Source organism: Actinomyces sp. oral taxon 169, from assembly GCF_013394715.1.
Classification (GTDB): domain Bacteria; phylum Actinomycetota; class Actinomycetes; order Actinomycetales; family Actinomycetaceae; genus Actinomyces.
Map to the genome: position 1 here is coordinate 779,380 of NZ_CP058259.1, position 19,479 is coordinate 798,858.

Here is a 19,479-nt window from a genome sequence, read left to right on the forward strand (position 1 = left end):
GTACAAAGTCCTAGATTCTTGGCCGGTGGGAGCGTAGAGTGGATGTTGCGTCCGAAACGATTCGGATTTCGCCCCACGAAGGAGACAATGATGTCCAAAGCCGTCAACACCAACGATCCCAAGTACTCCAAGCTCACCATCGGTGTCTGCCCCGACCAGTGGGGCGTCTGGTTCCCGGAGGACCCCAAGCAGATGGACCCCCGTCAGGCCTGGGAGGAGATGGCCGAGGCCGGCTTCGAGGTCATTGAGACCGGCCCCTTCGGCTACTTCCCGACCGACCCCAAGGAGCTCCAGAAGTGGTGCGACGAGTTCGGCATGAGGGTGGTGGCCGGCACCGGCTGGGGCGTCCTGCACAAGCAGGAGGCCTGGGAGACCACGCTCAAGACCTTCCGCGCCATCGCCGAGACCCATGCCGCCGTCGGCGCCGAGTACATCGTCCACCTGCCCCCGCTCTACCGCGATGACAAGACCTGGGAGTGGACCGACGACCGCGTCCTGTCCGACGACGCCTGGAAGCTCTACGTCGAGCACGCCAACGCCCTGGGGCAGATGCTCCTGGACGAGTACGGCCTCAAGATGGTCCTCCACCCCCACGGCGACTCCCACATCGAGACCCCCGAGGAGATCGCCCGTATCTTCGACGCCACCGACCCCACCTACGTCAACCTGTGTCTGGACTCCGGGCACGTCGTCTACGGCGGTGGTGACCCGGTCGAGCTGTGCCGGAAGTACCCCGAGCGCATCACCTACGTCCACATCAAGGCCTTCGACGAGGACATCACCCGCGAGGCCCACGAGAAGGACTGGCCCTTCGGTGAGGCCGTCACCAAGGGCGCCTCGGTCTGCCCGCCCGCCGGCCTGCCCGAGATGCACGAGTTCGTCGACGCCCTGGCCGCCCTGGACAAGCCGATCTACGCGATCTGCGAGCAGGACTGCTACCCCTGCGAGCCCACCTTCCCCAAGCAGAACGCCATCAACATGCGCACATACCTGGCCGAGTGCGGCCTGGGACTGGCCTGAGGCCCCTGCCGCATCACACAGCCGACCTACCACTGACACCACCTCAACGAGGAGACACGCATGACTGTACGCATCGGACTCATCGGCGCTGGCGGCATGGGCCGCGCCCACCTGGCCCGCATCGCGGGCGTCCTGTCCGGCGGCGAGATCGTCGCCGTGGCCGACATCAACCACGAGGCCGCGGTCTCGGCCGCGCAGCCCTACGGCGCCAAGGCCTACGACAGCGCCGACGAGCTCATCAACGACCCGGACGTCGACGCCGTCCTCATCGCCACCTTCGGCAAGGTCCACGCCCCCGACGTCATCAAGGCCATCGAGGCCGGCAAGTACGTCCTGTGCGAGAAGCCCCTGGCCACCACCGCCGAGGACTGCATCGCCATCATGGAGGCCGAGCAGAAGGCCGGCAAGAAGCTCGTCACCGTGGGCTTCATGCGCCGCTTCGACGCCGCCTACAACGAGATGAAGAAGATCCTCGACGACAGCGACAACGGCCAGGCCCTCCTGGTCGACAACCGCCACCGCAACCCCGCCGTGCCGGAGTCCTACACCTCGCGCATGGCCATCGACGACACGGCGATCCACGAGATCGACACGATGCGCTGGCTCCTGGGCGAGGAGATCGTCAAGGTGCGTGTCGAGCGCCCCAGGTCCACCACTCATCGCTTCGACCACCTCATCGACCCGGTCGTCGTCGTCATGTACACCGAGTCCGGCGTGCGCATCGACGACGAGGTCAACGTCAATCTGCAGTACGCCTACTCCATCGAGTGCGAGCTCGTGCTGGAGACCGCCGCGGTGAGGCTGGGAGACCAGGAGCGGATCCACATCCGCGACATCCACGGCAACCGCAACGCCATGTGCCAGTCGCACATCGACCGCTTCGAGGACGCCTTCAACCGCGAGGTGCAGGAGTGGATCCACGCCGTCGCCCGCGACGAGCACACCGGCTCGACGTCCTGGGACGGCTATGTGGCCACCTCTGTGGTCGACGCGGCGGTCGCCTCGCTGGAGGACGAGTCCTCCCCGTTGGTCGACGTCACGCTCATCGACAAGCCCGCCTTCTACGCCTGAAGCCTCCCGTCATCGTCCTCGCCGATGCGGCCGCCTTCCGGAGCGTTCGCGATTGCTGCGTGTTCGCGAGCGCACCGGGGTCACCCTCGGTGGGACGGTGACGGGTCACATCCGCCGTATTCGTCCCGGGAGGCCTGAGCCCCGCCTCCCGGGACGAGGACTTTTCGGTGGCGAGACAGGGATCTTCTGTCTCGCCGTCGAGGGATCTGAAAATACCCGCCCCGACCACTTCCCCAGACGCTATTGTCATGACATTATGGGGGTGTCGACATGGATGTCGGCACCCGAGAGGAGACCTCCTTGGTAGACATCGCCCTTGACCCGAACATGTACTACCGCACCATGTCCACGGTGCGCACGCTCTACAAGGCCGCCGAGCTGGGCTTCGAGCACGTCGAGCTCTCACCCAACGCGGACTTCCACTTCTGGCACCACCGCCCCGCCGCAGACGACGCCTTCGTCGCCGAGCTCAACAAGGCCCAGAAGGAGACGGGCGTCAAGGTGCGCACCCTCAACCCGGTCTTCAACTGGTCCTCGCCCGACGAGGAGGAGCGGCGCGCCCAGGTGTCCAACTGGCGCCGCCTGCTCGAGCTCGCCGACCAGATCGACGTCCGGGAGATCACCTCCGAGTTCTCCGGAGACCGCAACCAGGCCCGCCGCAGTGAGGAGCAGTGGTTCCGCTCCATCGAGGAGCTCATCCCCGACTTCGAGCGCTACGGCATCCGCCTCAACATGGAGGCCCACCCCTACGACTTCGTCGAGCTGCACGACCCCGCCCTGAATCTCGTGCGCGCGGTCAACAAGGACTGGATCGGCTACGAGTTCTGCTGCCCCCACGCCTTCCACCTCTCCGACGGCGCCGGCGACGTCGAGCGCATGATCCGCACCGCCCACGAGGCCGGCAAGCTGCGCGAGGTCCACATCGCCGACGGCTTCAACCACCGAGCCAACGACGGTAACCGCTACATCGTCAACCCGCCCGGCGCCGACGTCACCGTCCACCAGCACAACGAGGTCGGCAACGGCGAGGTCGACTGGGACGCCGTCTTCTCCACGCTGCGCGACATCAGCTTCGACGGCGTGCTCTCCGTATGCGTCTTCGGCTGGCACGAGCGCGCCGATGACATCAACCGCCGAGTGCTGGCCCGGCTCCGCGAGGAGCTCGGCTGACCCTCGTCGGCCCTCGCCGCTGGTGGTGAGGGCCGCCCATGCTGCCGGATCCCGCTCCTGCGCTGCGGGGCGGTCACCGGCGGACCGGGCCATCCGGTCCACCCAGCAGCGCTCTCTTTCGCCTCCGCCAATGATGGCGGACGACCCAAGGAGTTCCTTCATGTCCACAACACCCAGTTCTGCGGTGCACTACACGCCGGAGAAGATCCGGGAGCTGGTCGACCATACCCCCGCCTCAGGGCCGAAGCGCTCGCTCGGACTCATCGCCCTGGTCGCCACCCTCGGCTCGCTGCTCTTCGGGTACGACACCGGTGTCATCTCCGGTGCCCTGCCCTACATGTACCTGCCGCACGGCGCCGACGGCCTGCAGATCACCTCCTGGGAGGAGGGCTGGATCGGCGGCCTGCTCTGCATCGGCGCCGCGCTCGGCGCCTCGGTCGGAGGCAAGCTCTCCGACAAGTACGGGCGCCGGCACAACATCATGCTCCTGGCCGTCGTCTTCTTCATTGGGGCGCTGGGCTGCACGATCTCGCCCAACATCTGGGTCCTCTACTTCTTCCGGATCGTGCTGGGCTTCGCCGTCGGTGGTGCCTCGGCGATCGTTCCCGTCTTCCTCGGTGAGACGGCCCCCAAGCGCATTCGCGGCACCCTGGTGGCCGTGGACCAGATGATGATCGTCTTCGGCCAGTTCCTCGCCTTCTCCATGAACGCCGTCCTGGCCCGCATGCACGGCGGCCCTGAGGTCACCCTGGCCAACGACGTCGTCAACAAGTCCGGTGAGGTCGTCGCCAAGGTCGGCGACAAGGTCGCCTGGGAGACCGTGCAGCACTTCAGTAACGTCGTGGTCGAGTCCGGCAACGGCATGACCTGGCGCTACATGCTCGTCCTGGCCACCCTGCCCGCCGTGGCCCTGTGGTTCGGCATCCGCCTCATGCCGGAGTCCTCGCGCTGGTACGTCGCCAACCTGCGCATCGCCGAGGCCATCGGCTCCCTCAAGCGGGTGCGCGACGAGTCCAAGGACGGCTCCATCGCCGAAGAGGTCGACGAGATGCTGGAGATCCAGCGCAAGGAGGCCAACCAGGAGAAGTGGGGGCTGGCGCAGATCATGGGCGTCAAGTGGACCCGTCACCTGCTCTTCATCGGCATCATCCTGGGTCTGGCCGACCAGGTCACCGGCATCAACACAGCCATGTACTACACGCCCAAGGTGCTCTCCGCGGCCGGCCTGCCCATGAGTGACGCGATCTCCCTCAACGTCGTCTCCGGATTCGTCTCCTTCGTGGGCTCCGCCATCGGCCTGTGGCTGGTCACCAAGTTCGCCCGCCGCCACGTCGGCATCTACCAGGAGGCCAGCATCGTGGTCTCCCTCGGGCTGTTGGCAGCGGTCTTCTACTTCCTCATCCAGCCCTACCAGGACGCCGACGGCAACATCGCGGGAGCCCCCGCCTTTGCCCCCTACCTGGTGCTGCTCATCGTCTCGTTGTTCGTGTTCGCCAAGCAGTCCGGGACAGTCACCTGGGTCCTCATCGCTGAGATCTACCCCGCCAAGGTGCGCGGTACGGCGATGGGGCTGGCTGTGGGCACTCTGTGGATCGGCAACGCGATCGTCGCCGCGGTCTTCCCCGTCATGATGGAGAAGCTCGGAGGGGCGGGGACCTACCTCATCTTCTGCCTGCTCAACGTCCTGTCACTCATCTTCTACATGAAGTTCGTGCCCGAGACGAAGTACCACTCCTTGGAGGAGCTCGAGGTGCGCTTCGAGAAGGAGTTCAGCTGAGGCCAAGGGGAGAGGGACTGCGGCAGTGGCTAGTGGAGCTGGGCTGAGACGGTCGGATTGAAGCAACCGTCAGGCTCTGAGAAACTGCCGCAGTTCCCCTCCCGACCTCTCCTTGTTCAGACAGCACTCCTCCCAACTGAGCTCATCACATATCTGCCGCCTATGACGTACACGGTGACTGGTCCATGAACCCGCATCCGCCGCGCAGCGCGCCACCTGCTCCGCTCCGCCTCCGCCTGTACGCATGGGCGGCAGGTCTGTTCCTCGGCGCCTTGGAAGGGGCGCTGGCTATCGAGGTCGCCGGCGCGCGCGGCGCCGCTCTGCCCCTACTCGGTATCGTCGCTGCGGCGATGGTGCTGGGAACCTTCACCGGCCGCCCCCTCGCCCGGTACCTGGGGCGACGGAGAATGGGCCTGCTCATGGGGGCTCTGGCAGTGCTGGGCGCCGGGGTCGCAGCCGGGCTCGGTGGCGTCGTCGGCCTGATCGGGGCCGGCCTGGTGGGCCTTGCCGTGGGTGGGGTGCTCGTTGTGGCGCCACTGGTGTGCCACGAGCTCTCCCTGCGCGGCCACAAGCGGCTCATGCCGCAGGCCATGGCTCTTGGCCCGGCCGCGGCCGGCGTCGTGGTCCTGGCGGCCTGGTGTAGTCCCCCGCGGCTCCTCATCGTCTGGGCGATGGTCGCCCTCGCTGCGCTGGCGTACCTGGCCTGCGCCCTGCTCCTGCCCGAGAGCCCGGTCTGGCTGGTGCGGCAGGGGCGCGACGTCGAGGCCTTCGAGGCGCTGCGCCGCCTGCACGGGACCCTGGAGGCCTCCGTGGCCATCGACTGGACCCGGCTGGACGCGGAGATGATGGCCGAGCAGCAGGCCATGTCTCCCGCTGAGCTGCGAGTGCCCGAGGTGCGTGCCGCCGTGCTCACCGGCGCCGTCCTCATCATCGCCCAGGAAGCGCCCCTGGGGGCGGCGGCCCTGGTCCTGGCTCCGCTGATCGCCACCGAGCTCGGCCTCGCATCCTTAGCGATTGCTGCAAGCGCCGCGACCTGGATGGGACTGGCGCTCCTCGCTCTGGCGCTGGTGACCCGGGTCGGGCGGTTGCGCTTCCTGCGGGTGGTGCTGGGAACGGTCGTCGCCGTCCTGGGGTCCACCTTCCTGGTGACCGGCATGACCCTGGGGGGCGTGGGCGGCGCCTGGACGATCACCATCTCCCTGACGATCCTGGTCGCCAGCCAGTCCGTCCTGGTCCTGCCCGCCTGCCAGGGGGCGATCGACCCGCGGATCCCGCCCTGGCTGGTTGAGGCGCAGCGGCGCGCCTCGGCGACCGGGGGAGTCCTGGCGCGTGCCGGAGTCCTCCTGGCCTCACTGCTCATCGTGAGTTACCTCGGAACCCACGCCCTGTTCTGGGCGGCCTTCGCGCTGTCGGTACTCAGTGTCGCCGTCGTGCTCCTGCGCCTGCCGCGCGAGCTGAAGATCTAGGGGATTGGTGCGCGGGGCATCTTTGAGGATCGCGCCCTGAGCATCCGACTTCAAGCCTATGATTTGTAAGGACAAATGTCGTATGGTGGAGGTGTGGCCACAAGGAGCCACTCGGCGGCCCGACGTCGTCGACACCTGACAGAGAGGCACCTGAGCATGACGAGCAACGAGGCAGTCCAGGCCTCAGAGACGACCGCGTCCATCCCCGAGACCATTCCTGAAACCATGAAGGCCGCGGTCCTGCGGGACCATGAGGCCGGCCTGCAGATCGAGACCCTGCGCACGCCCCGACCCAAGGCCGGCGAGGTCCTCATCAAGGTGGCCGCCTGCGGGCTGTGCCACTCCGACCTCCACGTCATCGGCGGCGCCATCGCCTTCCCGCTGCCGGCGGTGCTCGGCCACGAGGTCTCCGGCACCATCGTGGAGCTCGGCCCCGGCAACGAGCACACTGGCCTGACGATCGGGCAGAAGGTGGCCGGCGGTTTCCTCATGCCCTGTGGTCAGTGCGACGCCTGCGCCTCGGGGCGCGACGAGCTGTGCGGCCCCTTCTTCGACCTCAACCGCCTCAAGGGCGTCCTCTACGACGGCACCACCCGCCTGGCGACCCCCGACGGCGAGCCGGTGGCCATGTACTCCATGGGCGGCCTGGCCGAGTACGCGGTCGTTCCCTCCACCGCGGTGGCCCCCGTGCCGGACACCATCGACATGGTGCCGGCGGCCATCCTGGGCTGCGCGGCCATGACCGGTTACGGGGCCGTGCGCCGCGGTGCCGACCTGCGCTACGGGGAGACCGTCGCCGTGGTCGCCACCGGCGGCGTGGGCACCAACATCGTCCAGATCGCCCGGGCCTTCGGTGCCAGCCAGGTCATCGCCATCGACGTTGATGACGAGAAGCTGGCCCCCATGCTCGACTACGGGGCCACGGCCGTGGTCAACTCCGTCACCCAGGACGCCCGCGAGGAGGTCTTCCGGCTCACTGGCGGCAAGGGCGTCGACGTTTCCTTCGAGGCCCTGGGCATCCCCGCTACCTGGGCCACCGCTCTGGACGTGCTGGCCGACGGTGGCCGTATGGTGCCGATCGGCCTGGGGGCCGGCGTGCAGACTGCCGGGGTGGAGATCAACCGCACCGTGCGCCGCTCGCAGTCGATTCTCGGCTCCTACGGGGCGCGCACCCGCCAGGACCTGCCGGCTGTCGTCGACCTGGCTGACAAGGGTGTCATCAACTACCGCGATGTCGTCTCGCGCCGCCTACCGCTGGAGGAGGCCGGTGCCGGCTACACCGCGCTGCGCAACCGCGAGATTCAGGGGCGCGCCGTCGTCGACATGTCGCTGTGATCCCAGGCGGTCGAGCCCCGGTCGCCGGGGCATGACCGCGCTCGCTCTCTCGTCCTCGCGCCTCCTGCTCGGGCCCTGCCGGTCTGAGTGAGAGGCGCGATGCTCGATCCGAGACCGAGGTGGCGGGCGCTCGGTGTCCACATCGGAGACAAAGGAGTCTGTGACTCGATCAGGTTGCTTATGAAACCGCGGAATCATGCGGTTTCTTATCGGTGGTGTGAACCTGGATCCCGCCTTTGTGTCCGATGTGGACATCTCGGGTGTCGCGGTGGTGTGCCACAGGCCGTAGAGGGCCGCTGACCGACTAGTGTGACCATCGCAAGGAGCGAAGGAGGAGCCCCGCATGTCCACTGAGCTGGAGCGCACTTTGGAGCGCAACAAGGAGAACGTCAAGGCCTTCTACGACCTGATGTTCAATCAGTGTCGGCCGAGGCAGGCGCTGGAGCGCTACGCCGGCGAGGAGTACCGGCAGCACAACACTCATGTGGCCGACGGCAAGGAGGCCTTCGTCGAGTACTTCGAGCGGATGGCTCGCGACTACCCTGGCAAGAGCGTGGAGTTCGTGCGCGCATTCGCCGAGGGGGACTACGTCATCCTGCACTGCCACCAGCGGTGGCCGGGGTCGGATGACTACGCGGGCATCGACATCTTCCGCCTTGATGAGCGCGGCCGGATCGTCGAGCACTGGGACGTGCTCCAGGTGATCCCGGAGACTTCCGCCAACGACAACGGCATGTTCTGACTCCTGCGTGAGTGCCGGTGCATTGGTTCGGCGCCGCTCTGCGTTCCGCTCCTGGTACTGGTTTGAGTATGAGAAGAGGGACGCCGCCTGTGCGGTGCCCCTCGGGTTGCCATGGCTGCGCGGGCTTCCTTGGCCGCGCAGCCTCGTTGTTCTGCGCCCTTGTCGGGCTGGGTCCGGGTCCTGCGTTGCTTGTGATGCGTGGTCCGGATCCGGTGGAGCTCCAGTGAGCCCGTTGGAGTCGTCTACGCTCAGCGGGCCTCGAGGAGGTTGACGCCGGTGTAGATGCCCACGCCCATGGTGATCGCGGCCAGGACGGAGGAGGCGAACATGAGGGTCGGGATGCCGGTGACGGCGCCGACAACGGCCATGACCATGACGGCGAACATGACGGCAATCATGGCGACGGCGAAGGTGAGGCGGTTGGCGTCGGTCTGCGTGTCGGTGGTCGCCTGGGTGGCGGTGGCGGTGGTCTCGGCGGTCTGGGTGGGGCGCTCGGTAATGGTGGCGGTCATGTGAGTGTTCCTCTCGGTGTGTATCGAGCAGGTCCGCCTGACCATGAGTCGTGCGTCCCTGCACGACTGTGTGCAGCCCGTGGGCCGGACGGAGGTTTCTCCGTCACGTAGAACTCTAGGAACGCTCCATCCGATTGTCTAGACAAAGGATCGTGACGTGCGTTGCGTCGGTGGTTCGTCGATCACAGGGGTCACAAGGAGAGGGGTGGCTCACCCTCGGAGGTGCGTGCCCGATCGTGGCGTCATTGAGGGGAATCCTGGTCTCAGAAGAACATTGAGGGGACTGGCGTCTCGGTGGTTTTGATACGGAGACGTGACCTGTGCGGCAGGAGTGCGACGTCAACCACTGGTCTAGTCATCCTGTGGTGGTGGGCAACGCTGAGAGGTGGCGGCGTCGTCGGCCGGCAGGGCGGAAGGCGGCCGGTTGCCGCCCCGGCTATTCTGTTCCGGTGACGACCAGCCAGACTTCTTCCAGCGCCGTCGGCCCCGTCCTCGTGGTGGACTTCGGCGCCCAGTACGCCCAGCTCATCGCCCGCCGCGTGCGCGAGGCCGGTGTCTACTCCGAGATCGTGCCCCACTCCATGGATGCCGCTGCCATGCTGGACAAGCAGCCGTCGGCCATCATCCTCTCCGGCGGCCCCTCCTCGGTCTACGCCGACGGCGCCCCCTCCGTTGATCCGGCCCTCTTCGACGCCGGAGTGCCGGTCCTGGGCATCTGCTACGGATTCCAGGCCATGGCCCAGGCCCTGGGCGGAACGGTCGGGCGCACCGGCACCCGCGAGTACGGGCACACCCCCGCCCGTGTGGAGGAGGGCTCCTGCCTGTTCGACGGCACCCCGGATGACCAGGTGGTGTGGATGAGTCACGGTGACGCGGTCCAGGCCGCCCCCGAGGGCTTCACCGTCACCGCCTCCACCTCCCAGACGCCGGTGGCCGCCTTCGAGAACCCGGGCCGCCGCCTCTACGGACTGCAGTGGCACCCCGAGGTCCTCCACTCCGAGCACGGACAGGCCGCCCTGGTCAACTTCCTGCACAAGGAGGCGGGACTGTCGGCCACCTGGACGCCGGACAACATCATTGACGAGCAGGTGGCCCGCATCCGCGAGCAGGTGGGCGACGCCCACGTCATCTGCGGCCTGAGCGGGGGAGTGGACTCCTCCGTGGCCGCTGCCCTCGTCCACCGCGCCATCGGCGACCAGCTCACCTGCATCTTCGTCGACCACGGCCTGCTGCGCGCCGGCGAGCGCGAGCAGGTCGAGCACGACTACGCCGAGGGCATGGGCATCCGCGTCATCACGGTCGACGAGACCGAGCGCTTCCTGAACGCCCTGGCCGGCGTCACCGAGCCGGAGGCCAAGCGCAAGATCATCGGCCGGGAGTTCATCCGCTCCTTCGAGGCTGCCCAGCGTCGGGTCATTGAGGCTGTCGGGGCTGAGGGCGGCGAGATCCGCTTCCTGGTCCAGGGGACTCTGTATCCCGACGTCGTCGAGTCCGGCGGGGGAGAGGGCGCCGCCAACATCAAGAGCCACCACAACGTGGGCGGCCTGCCTGAGGACCTCGACTTCGAGCTCATCGAGCCGTTGCGCGAGCTGTTCAAGGACGAGGTGCGCGCCATCGGCCGCGAGCTGGGTGTGCCGGAGAAGATCGTCGCCCGTCAGCCCTTCCCCGGGCCAGGGCTGGGCATCCGTGTCATCGGCGAGGTGACGGCCGAGAATCTGCGTGTGCTGCGGGCCGCTGACGCCATCGCCCGCGAGGAGCTCACCGCCGCCGGGCTCGACGAGGAGATCTGGCAGTGCCCGGTGGTGCTGCTGGCCGACGTGCGCTCCGTAGGGGTGCAGGGTGACGGGCGCACCTACGGCCACCCCATCGTTCTGCGGCCGGTCAGCAGTGAGGACGCCATGACCGCGGACTGGACCCGCCTGCCCTACGACGTCCTGGCACGCATCTCCAACCGGATCACCAACTCCGTGCCGGAGGTCAACCGGGTAGTGCTCGACTGCACGAGCAAGCCCCCGGGCACCATCGAGTGGGAGTGACGGGAGAGTCGGAACGATAGCCCGCCGCCTGCTGGGCTCCGCCGGTGCGATGCGCCGGCGGGGCCTTGTTGTGCTCGTGGTGAGCGCGATCCGACGTGCCTACTGGCCCGGGTGGGGGCGGGGTTGACTACTGGATGGGGTGGTGGGCCGGATCTGCGGATCGAGGACTGCGATTCTCGCCGAGGACGTCCTTCTCCTCCAGATCGCTAGGATTTCCCCGCAGTGGTCTGGAGGAAAAGTCAGTCCTTGTGCAGGAAGGACGTTCCCGATCCTGTGAGGCACCGCGCAACGTGACGTTGGGGCCGGCCACCAGGTGGTGACCGGCCCCAACGTCGTATTGGCGGGTGCTCCGCGCCCCTGTGTCCTACAGCGCTGACCGGGCTCGGGCGCGCCCCACGGCCACGGCGACGGAGAAGACCGCGACGGCGAACAGGGCGCAGATCCCGCAGTCCACCAGCAGGCGCCCAATGACGGCGGCGGACATGGAGGTCGCCTCGTACGCCCCGGAGATCGCTCGGTCCGCCCAGTAGCCGGGCGTGAGCCTCGCCGCCCGGGCGAGCGAGTCGGGCAACCCCTCGATGGGCACCCACGCCCCACCCAGGAAGGACAGGGCCATGCCGCCGATGTTGGCGACCGCGTTGGCCGCGTGCTGTCCCAGACCTATCTGCCCCATGAGGAATCCGATCGAGACCGCCACGAGCGTGTAGCTGCCCACGGCCGCAGCGACCACCCCCAGAAGCGGAGCCGACGTCGCCACGCTGCCCAGGCCGAAGGTCGCCACTCCCAGCCCGAAGACCCACAGCCACCCGGCGAGCCCCACCACGAGGCACGCGCCCAGCAGCCCAAGGCTGCGGGAAGTGCCGCTGACCGGGGTGGCCTCGAGGCGTGCGCGCACCGCCCGGCGCCCCAGCGCCGCCATCAGCGTGGAGATCGTGACGACCGCGAAGGCCATGAGCGGGTAGAAGGAGAACCTGGCGTAGGTGACGAAGCTGTGGGACAGGGGCGTGGCGTCCGGGGTGATCCGTTTCGCGGGGGCGGAGTGGTTCATCGTCTCCTTGGCAAGTGCCACGGCCCGGGCCGGGTCGTCCGTGGTGGTCGACAGGTAGTCGCTGACCTGCCCCACGTAGGAGTCGGTGCGCACATTCATGAGCGCGCCGGACGCCGACTCATACCCGATGACCGTGTCCATGCGGGGCGGCTCGGTGCCCTCGCGAGCCGCCTGCTGCAGCCTCTGCCCGTAACCGGCGGGAATGATGAGGATGTAGCTGATGCGGTTCTGCGCGGTGGCGTCCTGGAGGGCCTGCCTGGAGTCCTCAAGCGGCTGAGCCTCACCGACGGACTCGACATAGCCCTTGACCCCGCGGGAGATCGTGGAGCCGTCGCGGTCGATGACGGCCACACTCGCCGTGGCGACCGTGACCTCGTCTGAGCTGTCCTCGGACTTGGCCATCCCGGTGAACAGACCGAACAGGCTCAGCACCACCAGGTAGATGAGGATGTACAGCCGGTGAGCGGCCACAACTCTCACACATGTCTTAAAGGTGCTCATGGGTCATCCTCCTGGCGCGGATCAGGGCGATGGTCAGGAACAGGCACGTCATGCCCAGCAGGACTGCGCAGCTGCGGGCGAAGGGCGCCAGAGAGTCGTAGTACAGGAGCCCGTAGAAGCAGCGGGCCGTCTGCCACAGGGGATTGGCCTGCGCCAGCAGCGGTGCGTGCTGCTCGACGGAGCGGGCCAGGGACTGGGATGCGGGCCCGTACAGGCCGGTGAACAAGGACAGCAGAGACGTGAAGCCCGAGATCATCCCGATTTCCAGGCGGGCCAGCGTCCCCAGGGCGGCGCCCACCGCGCTCGCCATGAGGCTGCACACCCCGATCGCCACGAGGCACAGCAGCACATGGGGCCCGAAGTCCATACCCACGACCGAGGCCATGAAGGCGAAAGCGACGAGCAGGCAGACGAACACGCACACCCAGGAGGCCGCGAGCGTGGCCGTCAGGACCTTCCAGCGGTGCAGGCCCGCCAGGGTCTGCCGGGCGCCCACCGGTGAGACGGCCATGATTCCCTTCACGGCCACCGTGGCCACGGTCGTCCCCATGCCGCAGGCGAAGGCCAGCAGCGCGAAGTAGTAGTGGGTCTGGGGCTTGACCGGGGAGGGCGTCACCGAGATCGAGCGGGTGAAGGCCTGATCGGTCTCCAGCGCGGCCAGCTTCTCGGGAGCCGCCCCCGCCTTGGCCAGGGCCACGTACTCGGCCCGCCTCTGGGTGTAGGAGTCCATGACTACTCGCAGCACCCGAGTCGTCTCGGCCTCGTTGCCCTGCTGAGTCACGTGCAGCACGGGCTGGTCGCCCTCGACGGCGAGGTACCCGTTGGTCTCTCCCCGCTTCGCGGCGGTCTCGGCCTGCGCGGTCGTGGAGTGGGTGACCTTCGTGATGAGGTGATGATCGGCGTCGTCGGCGGAGATGCGCTCCACGACGGCGTCCAGCCCCGGAGCGGCCCGGTAGGCCTCGTCCTGGACGACGCCGAAGCTCATGGGGGTGGCCTCGTAGACCTTGTCCAGGTTGGAGAACATCGCCATGAAGATGAGGGACAGGACGACGGGGAAGCCGAGCGTCCACACGAGCAGGACCCGGTCTCGCAAGAGCCTGAGTACTTGATACAGGAAGACGGTCAACATCTCAGGCCGCCTCGTCTCGCAGGGCCCGCCCGGTGATCTCCAGGAAGACGTCGTTGAGGGTCGGGGGCTCGGAGGTCACCCGGCCGCAGGTCGCCCCCGCGGCATCCAGCGCCCTCATGACATCGGTGAGGTTGTGAGCCCCGGGGGAGCACTCGATGAGCACCTCACCGTCCAGGTAGGCGGCCGTGCGCACATGCTCCAGGCGGCGCAGGCCCTCCAGGGCCTCCTCGCCCAGCGGGGCGGGGTCGACGACCTCCACCCGGATGCGCTCACCGGTGCCGATCATGGCCTTGAGCTCGTCGGAGGTACCGGAGGCCACCTGACGGCCGCGGTCCATAATGACGATCCGGTCGCACAGCTGCTCCACCTCCTCCATGTAGTGGCTCGTGTAGATGACGGTGGCACCGCGCTCGTTGAGACGCTTGATGCCCTCGAGGATGGCGCCCCGGCTCTGCGGGTCGACGGCGACTGTGGGCTCATCGAGGAAGATGAGGTCGGGGCCGTGGGCGATGCCGCAGGCGATGTTGAGGCGTCGCAGCAGGCCGCCGGAGAGCTTCTTGGGCTTGAACCTCACGAACTTCTCCAGGCCGACGAAGGCGATCGCCTCGGCCACCAGGCGGCGCCTCTCGGCGCGGTCGCGCACGTAGAGGGCGCAGAAGGCGTTGACGTTCTCCGCCACCGTGAGCTCATCGAAGACGGCGACATCCTGAGGCACCACGCCGATGCGACGCTTGAGACCGTAGGAGGTGGGCGTCATCGGCTCACCGAAGACGCGGATCGAGCCCTTGTCGTAGGTGAGCAGCTGAAGGATGCAGCTGATCGTCGTCGTCTTGCCCGAGCCGTTGGGGCCGAGCAGCCCCAGCACCTGACCGCGCGGGATCGTCAGAGACAGTCCGTCCACCGCGACCAGCTCCCCATAGCGCTTGACCAGGGAGTCGACCTCCACCGCCAAGCTCGCCTCGTGGTTCTCATCCTCGCCGTCCATCTCGGCTCCTTCCTTTGTTCCGCCGGTGGTCCCCGGCTCATGGCATCCATGGTCCCGGGGCGCGAGGACGGCCAGAAGTGCCTGGTGTCATGACTGCGGCCGGGCCCCCATGACTTCTGTCATTGAGAAGCCGCAGCGCGTCCGCCAACGGCATGCCGGGCCCACGAGCGCCGGCCATCGACCGATAATCGAGGGGTGAAGGTTCTGGTCGACAAGGGCGTGCTGCTGTGCGGTTGCCTCCTGCTGGTCCTGCTCGTGGGGCAGGTGAAGACGGCGGCCGTGATCTGGCTGATCGCGGCCGTGACCATCGCCGGCCTGAGCATGAGCGCCGACCAGCGACAGTGGGGGATCGCCGCGCCGGCCGCCTATCTCCTGGTGGGAGCCCTCTCGACGGACTCCGTGACCGGGGCGCCGCTGGTCGTCTACGTCCTGGCCCGCCTCGGTGCGCTCGGAACCCGGCGTGCGCGAATGGCGGCGGCAGCCGCCTGCATTCCCTTCGTGGCCGCCGTTGCCGCCCGGGTTCGGGACACTCCCGTGCTGGCCCTGGCCCTGGTGTTCTGTGCGCTCGCGGTCCTCCTGGCGCTGCGCACCGTCCAGGAGGAGGCGGCGCGGAGGAGCCTGCACGTGGTGCGCGACGACCTGCGCGAGAAGGTCCTCACCCTGCAGGACACGAACGCTCAGCTGCTTCAGGCCCAGGACTACGAGCTGCGCGCTGCCGCCCTGGCCGAGCGCACCCGCATCGCCCGCGAGATCCACGACGGCGTCGGCCACCTCCTCACCCGCCTCCTGCTGCAGGTCAAGGCCCTCCAGGTCGTCCACCGCGAGGAGCCCGATGTCGTCGCCGACCTGGACACGCTGGACGGTGGCCTCGATGAGGCCCTGGACTCCATGCGCCGCTCCGTCCACGCCCTGTCCGACGACGGCGAGGAGCTGGCCACCTCCCTCAACCTGCTGGGCTCGCGCTGCGGCATCGACTCGGTGAGCGTGGACTGCTCCACCGAGGTCGAGCCGCCTGCGACGGTGGCGCGCTGCGTCGTCGCCGTGGTGCGCGAGGCCCTGACCAACGCCGCCCGCCACGGTGGGGCCCGCTCGGCCCGCGTGGCCGTCACCGACTACCCTGCGTTCTGGCAGGTGACTGTTGACAATGACGGCATCGTCCCCGCCGAGGGAGAGCCGGTCGCCGTTGGCCGCGGCGGCTCGGGCCTGGGCCTGCGCTCCATGACGGAGCGGGTCGAGGCCCTGGGCGGCCGGGTGCGGATCACCTCGCGGCCACGGTTCACGGTCTTCGCCACGATTCCCAAGGACGGACAAGGCACACAAGGAGCATCATGAGAGTCCTCATCGTCGACGACGACGCACTCGTCGCCCAGTCCCTGTCCACGATCCTGTCGGTCGAGGACGACGTCGAGGTCGTCGGCCTGGGCTGCTCAGGGCCCGAGGCCACCGAGCGCTACCGGGAGCTGACCCCCGACATCCTCCTCATGGACATCCAGATGCCCGGCGGGGACGGGCTCAGTGCGGCCGAGCGGATCCTGGCCGAGGACGCCGGGGCGCGCATCGTCTTCCTGACCACCTTCTCCGACGACGAGTACATCGTGCGGGCCCTCAGGATGGGGGCGCGCGGCTACCTCATCAAGCAGGACGTCGCCCAGGTCGCCCCGGCGCTGCGCTCCGTCATGGCCGGGGTCTGCGTCCTGGAGGGGGAGGTGCTCGAACGCAGCACCACCATGGGCCTCGGCGGACCCGCCGGAGGGCGGGGGCCGGCCGAGGAGGGCCCGGCGGCTTCCGCCAAGGACCTGCGGAGCACGGCTTTCGCGGCCCTGACCGACCGCGAGTACGAGGTCGTCGAGGCCGTGGCCGAGGGACTGGACAACGCCGAGGCCGCGACGCGGCTGTTCATGAGCGAGGGCACGGTGCGCAACCACATCAGCGCGATCCTGGCCAAGCTCGGCCTGCGCAACCGCACCCAGGTCGCGGTCATGTACTACCGCTCCGCACAGGCCGGGTGAGACGGGCCAAGACGCGCGGTCTTGACCTGGATGAGTTCTTCACCGTCGGTGACGTGTCTCCGGTGAGCGAGCCAGTTCGTGTTCACCTGGTCAGTAAACGCCACATGCCGGATCGAAACGGCGCCACATGCCGGACTGGATGGGCACCACATGGGGGATTAGAATGGCGCCAACATCCGGATCGAGGCCGGATCCTGCAAGAGAGGCTGAAGAACTGGTGGGTCAGAACGGCTATCTGCCGCGGGTTGTCGACCACGTCGTCCAGGACTCGCTCGGCTACTCGGGAGGCGTCCTCCTCGAGGGAGTGCGGGCCTGTGGCAAGACCATGACCGGTCGCCGGCACGCCTCCTCCGAGGTGGCCCTCGACTCAGGGCTGCCGCAGCTGCGCGCGGCCCTGGAGGTCGATCCGTCCCTGATTCTGGCCGGGGAGGCCCCGCGTCTTATTGATGAGTGGCAGATCGAGCCCTCCTTGTGGAATCTGGTGCGTCGAGAGATCGACTCACGTCAGCGTCCGGGTCAGTTCCTCCTGACCGGATCCTCCGTCCCGGTTGAGGATGCTGCCCGCCACTCAGGCGCACATCGGGTATCACGAATCCGTATGCGTCCGATGACCCTGTTTGAGCGCGGTCTCGGCGATGGAAGCGTCTCGCTTGCGGGACTGTTCGATGGTCAGGCTCCCGAACCTGTGCTGGTCTCGGGAACAAGCGTGGCCGAGGTCCTTGACGAGCTGGTCCACGGAGGGTGGCCCGGGGATCGTGATCTGACGACTTCTCAGGCACAACGTCATCTGCGGGACTATATCGACGACATCATCAGTATCGACATCGGCCGTCTCGATGGTGAGCCGCGCCGGGACCCCTTGAGGATGCGTGCCCTCATACGGTCTCTCGCCCGGCATATTTCGACGGAAGCCTCTTTCGCCACCATCGCGAAGGATGTCTCCGGACAATCGTTGTCCGGAGAGACGGCGATTGCTTACGTGAACGCCCTCAAGCGCCTGTTCGTCGTCGAGGAGCAGCCGGCCTGGGCTCCTCATGTGAGGTCTCGCTATGCGGTGCGGACGTCGTCGAAACTGCACTTCGTTGATCCCGCGCTGGCTGCGGCAGTGACCGCGACCTCGCCGGAGCGTTTGATGCAGGATCTGGAGACTGCCGGGTTATGGTTCGAGTCGTTGGTGGTGCAGCACCTGAGGGTCTTCGCTGAGGTACTGGGTGGTCGCATCTATCATTTCCGGGATAAGTCAGGCAGAGAGGCGGACGTTGTTGTCGAGCTCGATGACGGACGGTGGGCCGCCTTCGAGGTCAAGCTAGGACAGAGGCAGATTCCTGCGGCTCAGTCCTCGTTGGCGGCGTTCGTGGGAAATGTCGACACGGCGCGGACGCCTCTCCCACAGTTCAGGGCTGTTGTTACTGCGGATGGTCCCACGATGATGCTTCCCGATGGCGCTGTGACCTTCCCTCTCAAGGCGTTGAGTCCCTGATCGCCGCACTGTCATGTGACGACGATTGCCGCCGTACTTTTTACCGCCAGCGGCGGTTATGAGGGGGCATGGATGGGTCAGGCGAGCTCGCCGGTGACGAGGCGGACGAGGTCGCGGCGTGCCCGGCGGCCCTCGGGAGTGGGGAACATCGGATAGGCGTGGTTGAGGTTCTCGCCGACGTGCAGCGTCGAGTCAACGCCCGCCTCCAGGAGCTTGGCATGGAAGAGCGCATTGTCCGGCAAGAAGATCTCCCTTGTCCCCACGAAGGTCGTCACCTTCTTCAGGCCCGACAGGTCGCCGTAGATGGGTGAGAGGTGCCAATCGGTCAATGGGGTATCGCCTGCCCAGGAGCGACCGATCTCGGCGAGAGGCTCGGGAACCATGAGCGGGTCGGCGTCGACGTAGTCGGCGATATCCGGGTTGGTGTTGGTGATGTCGACCCAGGGCGAGATGAGAACGAGCTCGTCGGGCTGGGTGTCGCCGGCCTCGGCCAGGGAAAGGGCGATGACCGCCGCCAGGCCCCCGCCCGCGCTGTCCCCCATGAGGATGATCCGCTTACCCGGGTTCTCCGCGACCGTGCGCCGATAGAGGTCCAGCACCAGCCGGTGCGCCTCCTGCCAGGTGTGGTGGGGCGTCAGCGGGTAGAGCGGCATGACGACGTCGGCCCCCGTCCTGCGGGCCAGATGGTCGAGCAGCCAGGCGTGCGCCGAGACCGCCGTCGCGATGTAGCCGCCGCCGTGAAGATGGACGATGACGGTATTCGACGGCGTCCGCGGGCGGACGTGATAGACCGGCATGCCGGAGTCCTCGCGCCGCTCCAGGTCGTAGAAGAAGCGCCCCCAGGCCGGGAAGGTGACGGTGCGGGCAGGCTCGGGGCGGTCGGCCAGACGCGCGATCCGCTCGGTCATCGGAATGCGGGCCGCCAGCGCCTTGGCCGGCCGGGTGCCGTACTCCGCCAGGCTCGCCGCGGCTGAGCGGCCATAGCGCTTGCGGGAGTACAGGCTGAAGGCCCCTACCGTCAGGCCGACGCTGGCCACGCCGACGGCGATCCTGCTCCCGCTGAGTCTTTTGGGTGCCTTCATGATTCCTCCACTCCGCAGGGCCCCGAGCGCTCTCCGACAACATCTCCGGATCCGTGTCTGCTCCGTTATCGTAGGCATCAGAACGCCGCGATGATGGGGTGAATCCAGATCGTTCA

Annotated in this window: 16 protein-coding genes; 11 read left to right on the top strand and 5 right to left on the bottom strand. The window is 67.7% G+C overall.

Translation table 11 applies throughout. From position 1 onward, the window contains the following. The first annotated feature begins 90 nt into the window (after positions 1–90). The 7 genes from HW274_RS03335 (at position 91) to HW274_RS03365 (ending at position 8,581) form a co-directional block, all read left to right on the top strand. Positions 91–1,020: a sugar phosphate isomerase/epimerase gene (locus HW274_RS03335; RefSeq protein WP_075254202.1), complete on the top strand. Its 930-nt coding sequence runs from the start codon at positions 91–93 to the stop codon at positions 1,018–1,020. 60 nt (positions 1,021–1,080) lie between these two features. Then, positions 1,081–2,091 carry a Gfo/Idh/MocA family protein gene (locus HW274_RS03340; RefSeq protein WP_185989168.1) on the top strand — a complete coding sequence of 337 codons (1,011 nt, stop codon included), beginning with the start codon at positions 1,081–1,083 and terminating at the stop codon, positions 2,089–2,091. Positions 2,092–2,391: 300 nt separating this feature from the next. Then, positions 2,392–3,261, top strand: a complete 870-nt coding sequence (locus HW274_RS03345; RefSeq protein ID WP_075254236.1) for a sugar phosphate isomerase/epimerase — start codon at positions 2,392–2,394, stop codon at positions 3,259–3,261. Between the two features lie 160 nt (positions 3,262–3,421). After that, entirely contained in the window at positions 3,422–5,038 is a 1,617-nt protein-coding gene (locus HW274_RS03350; protein ID WP_185989169.1) for an MFS transporter, read from the top strand. A gap of 185 nt (positions 5,039–5,223) precedes the next feature. Continuing rightward, the gene (locus HW274_RS03355) at positions 5,224–6,504 is read left to right on the top strand and encodes an MFS transporter (protein ID WP_075254199.1); all 1,281 of its coding nucleotides are present in this window, start codon (positions 5,224–5,226) and stop codon (positions 6,502–6,504) included. Positions 6,505–6,660: 156 nt separating this feature from the next. Beyond that, the gene (locus HW274_RS03360) at positions 6,661–7,839 is read left to right on the top strand and encodes a zinc-binding dehydrogenase (RefSeq protein WP_075254198.1); all 1,179 of its coding nucleotides are present in this window, start codon (positions 6,661–6,663) and stop codon (positions 7,837–7,839) included. Between the two features lie 343 nt (positions 7,840–8,182). Continuing rightward, positions 8,183–8,581, top strand: coding sequence for a nuclear transport factor 2 family protein (locus HW274_RS03365; protein ID WP_075254197.1), 399 nt, complete (start codon positions 8,183–8,185; stop codon positions 8,579–8,581). Positions 8,582–8,829: 248 nt separating this feature from the next. Here the strand turns inward: HW274_RS03365 and HW274_RS03370 are convergent, their stop codons facing one another. Beyond that, positions 8,830–9,093, bottom strand: coding sequence for a hypothetical protein (locus HW274_RS03370; RefSeq protein WP_075254196.1), 264 nt, complete (start codon positions 9,091–9,093; stop codon positions 8,830–8,832). Between the two features lie 449 nt (positions 9,094–9,542). Between HW274_RS03370 and guaA the strand changes: the two genes are divergently transcribed. Then, positions 9,543–11,129: a glutamine-hydrolyzing GMP synthase gene (guaA, locus tag HW274_RS03375; protein ID WP_075254195.1), complete on the top strand. Its 1,587-nt coding sequence runs from the start codon at positions 9,543–9,545 to the stop codon at positions 11,127–11,129. A 364-nt stretch (positions 11,130–11,493) separates the two neighbouring features. On the opposite strand, the gene HW274_RS03380 is transcribed toward guaA, so the two are convergent. The 3 genes from HW274_RS03380 to HW274_RS03390 are packed head-to-tail and all read right to left on the bottom strand — an operon-like array spanning position 11,494 to position 14,792. Beyond that, positions 11,494–12,678 (bottom strand): ABC transporter permease, encoded by a 1,185-nt coding sequence (locus HW274_RS03380; RefSeq protein ID WP_256692472.1) that lies wholly within the window; start codon positions 12,676–12,678, stop codon positions 11,494–11,496. Then, positions 12,665–13,807, bottom strand: coding sequence for an ABC transporter permease (locus HW274_RS03385; protein ID WP_075254193.1), 1,143 nt, complete (start codon positions 13,805–13,807; stop codon positions 12,665–12,667). The genes HW274_RS03380 and HW274_RS03385 overlap by 14 nt, the downstream gene beginning before the upstream one ends. 1 nt (position 13,808) lies before the next feature. Further along, positions 13,809–14,792 carry an ABC transporter ATP-binding protein gene (locus tag HW274_RS03390; protein ID WP_075254192.1) on the bottom strand — a complete coding sequence of 328 codons (984 nt, stop codon included), beginning with the start codon at positions 14,790–14,792 and terminating at the stop codon, positions 13,809–13,811. A gap of 195 nt (positions 14,793–14,987) precedes the next feature. On the opposite strand from HW274_RS03390, the gene HW274_RS03395 reads away from it, so the two are divergent. The 3 genes from HW274_RS03395 to HW274_RS03405 all read left to right on the top strand — a co-directional run bounded on the left by HW274_RS03395 (position 14,988) and on the right by HW274_RS03405 (position 18,281). Further along, complete coding sequence (locus tag HW274_RS03395) at positions 14,988–16,124, top strand: sensor histidine kinase (protein ID WP_075254191.1); 1,137 nt, start codon at positions 14,988–14,990, stop codon at positions 16,122–16,124. Then, positions 16,121–16,801 (top strand): response regulator transcription factor, encoded by a 681-nt coding sequence (locus HW274_RS03400; protein WP_075254190.1) that lies wholly within the window; start codon positions 16,121–16,123, stop codon positions 16,799–16,801. The genes HW274_RS03395 and HW274_RS03400 overlap by 4 nt, the downstream gene beginning before the upstream one ends. 217 nt (positions 16,802–17,018) lie before the next feature. Continuing rightward, positions 17,019–18,281: an ATP-binding protein gene (locus tag HW274_RS03405; protein WP_075254189.1), complete on the top strand. Its 1,263-nt coding sequence runs from the start codon at positions 17,019–17,021 to the stop codon at positions 18,279–18,281. A gap of 77 nt (positions 18,282–18,358) precedes the next feature. Here HW274_RS03405 and HW274_RS03410 read toward each other — a convergent pair whose 3' ends face one another. Then, positions 18,359–19,363, bottom strand: coding sequence for an alpha/beta hydrolase fold domain-containing protein (locus tag HW274_RS03410; protein WP_075254188.1), 1,005 nt, complete (start codon positions 19,361–19,363; stop codon positions 18,359–18,361). Between the last annotated feature and the right edge of the window lie 116 nt (positions 19,364–19,479).

Excerpts from the sequence above, each read along its gene's own strand:
- HW274_RS03335 (WP_075254202.1), top strand. The coding sequence starts at position 91 with ATGTCCAAAGCCGTCAACACCAACGATCCCAAGTACTCCAAGCTCACC.
- HW274_RS03340 (WP_185989168.1), top strand. The coding sequence starts at position 1,081 with ATGACTGTACGCATCGGACTCATCGGCGCTGGCGGCATGGGCCGCGCC.
- HW274_RS03350 (WP_185989169.1), top strand. The coding sequence starts at position 3,422 with ATGTCCACAACACCCAGTTCTGCGGTGCACTACACGCCGGAGAAGATC.
- HW274_RS03355 (WP_075254199.1), top strand. The coding sequence starts at position 5,224 with ATGAACCCGCATCCGCCGCGCAGCGCGCCACCTGCTCCGCTCCGCCTC.
- HW274_RS03360 (WP_075254198.1), top strand. The coding sequence starts at position 6,661 with ATGACGAGCAACGAGGCAGTCCAGGCCTCAGAGACGACCGCGTCCATC.
- HW274_RS03365 (WP_075254197.1), top strand. The coding sequence starts at position 8,183 with ATGTCCACTGAGCTGGAGCGCACTTTGGAGCGCAACAAGGAGAACGTC.
- HW274_RS03370 (WP_075254196.1), bottom strand. The coding sequence starts at position 9,093 with ATGACCGCCACCATTACCGAGCGCCCCACCCAGACCGCCGAGACCACC.
- HW274_RS03380 (WP_256692472.1), bottom strand. The coding sequence starts at position 12,678 with ATGAGCACCTTTAAGACATGTGTGAGAGTTGTGGCCGCTCACCGGCTG.
- HW274_RS03385 (WP_075254193.1), bottom strand. The coding sequence starts at position 13,807 with ATGTTGACCGTCTTCCTGTATCAAGTACTCAGGCTCTTGCGAGACCGG.
- HW274_RS03390 (WP_075254192.1), bottom strand. The coding sequence starts at position 14,792 with ATGGACGGCGAGGATGAGAACCACGAGGCGAGCTTGGCGGTGGAGGTC.
- HW274_RS03400 (WP_075254190.1), top strand. The coding sequence starts at position 16,121 with ATGAGAGTCCTCATCGTCGACGACGACGCACTCGTCGCCCAGTCCCTG.
- HW274_RS03410 (WP_075254188.1), bottom strand. The coding sequence starts at position 19,363 with ATGAAGGCACCCAAAAGACTCAGCGGGAGCAGGATCGCCGTCGGCGTG.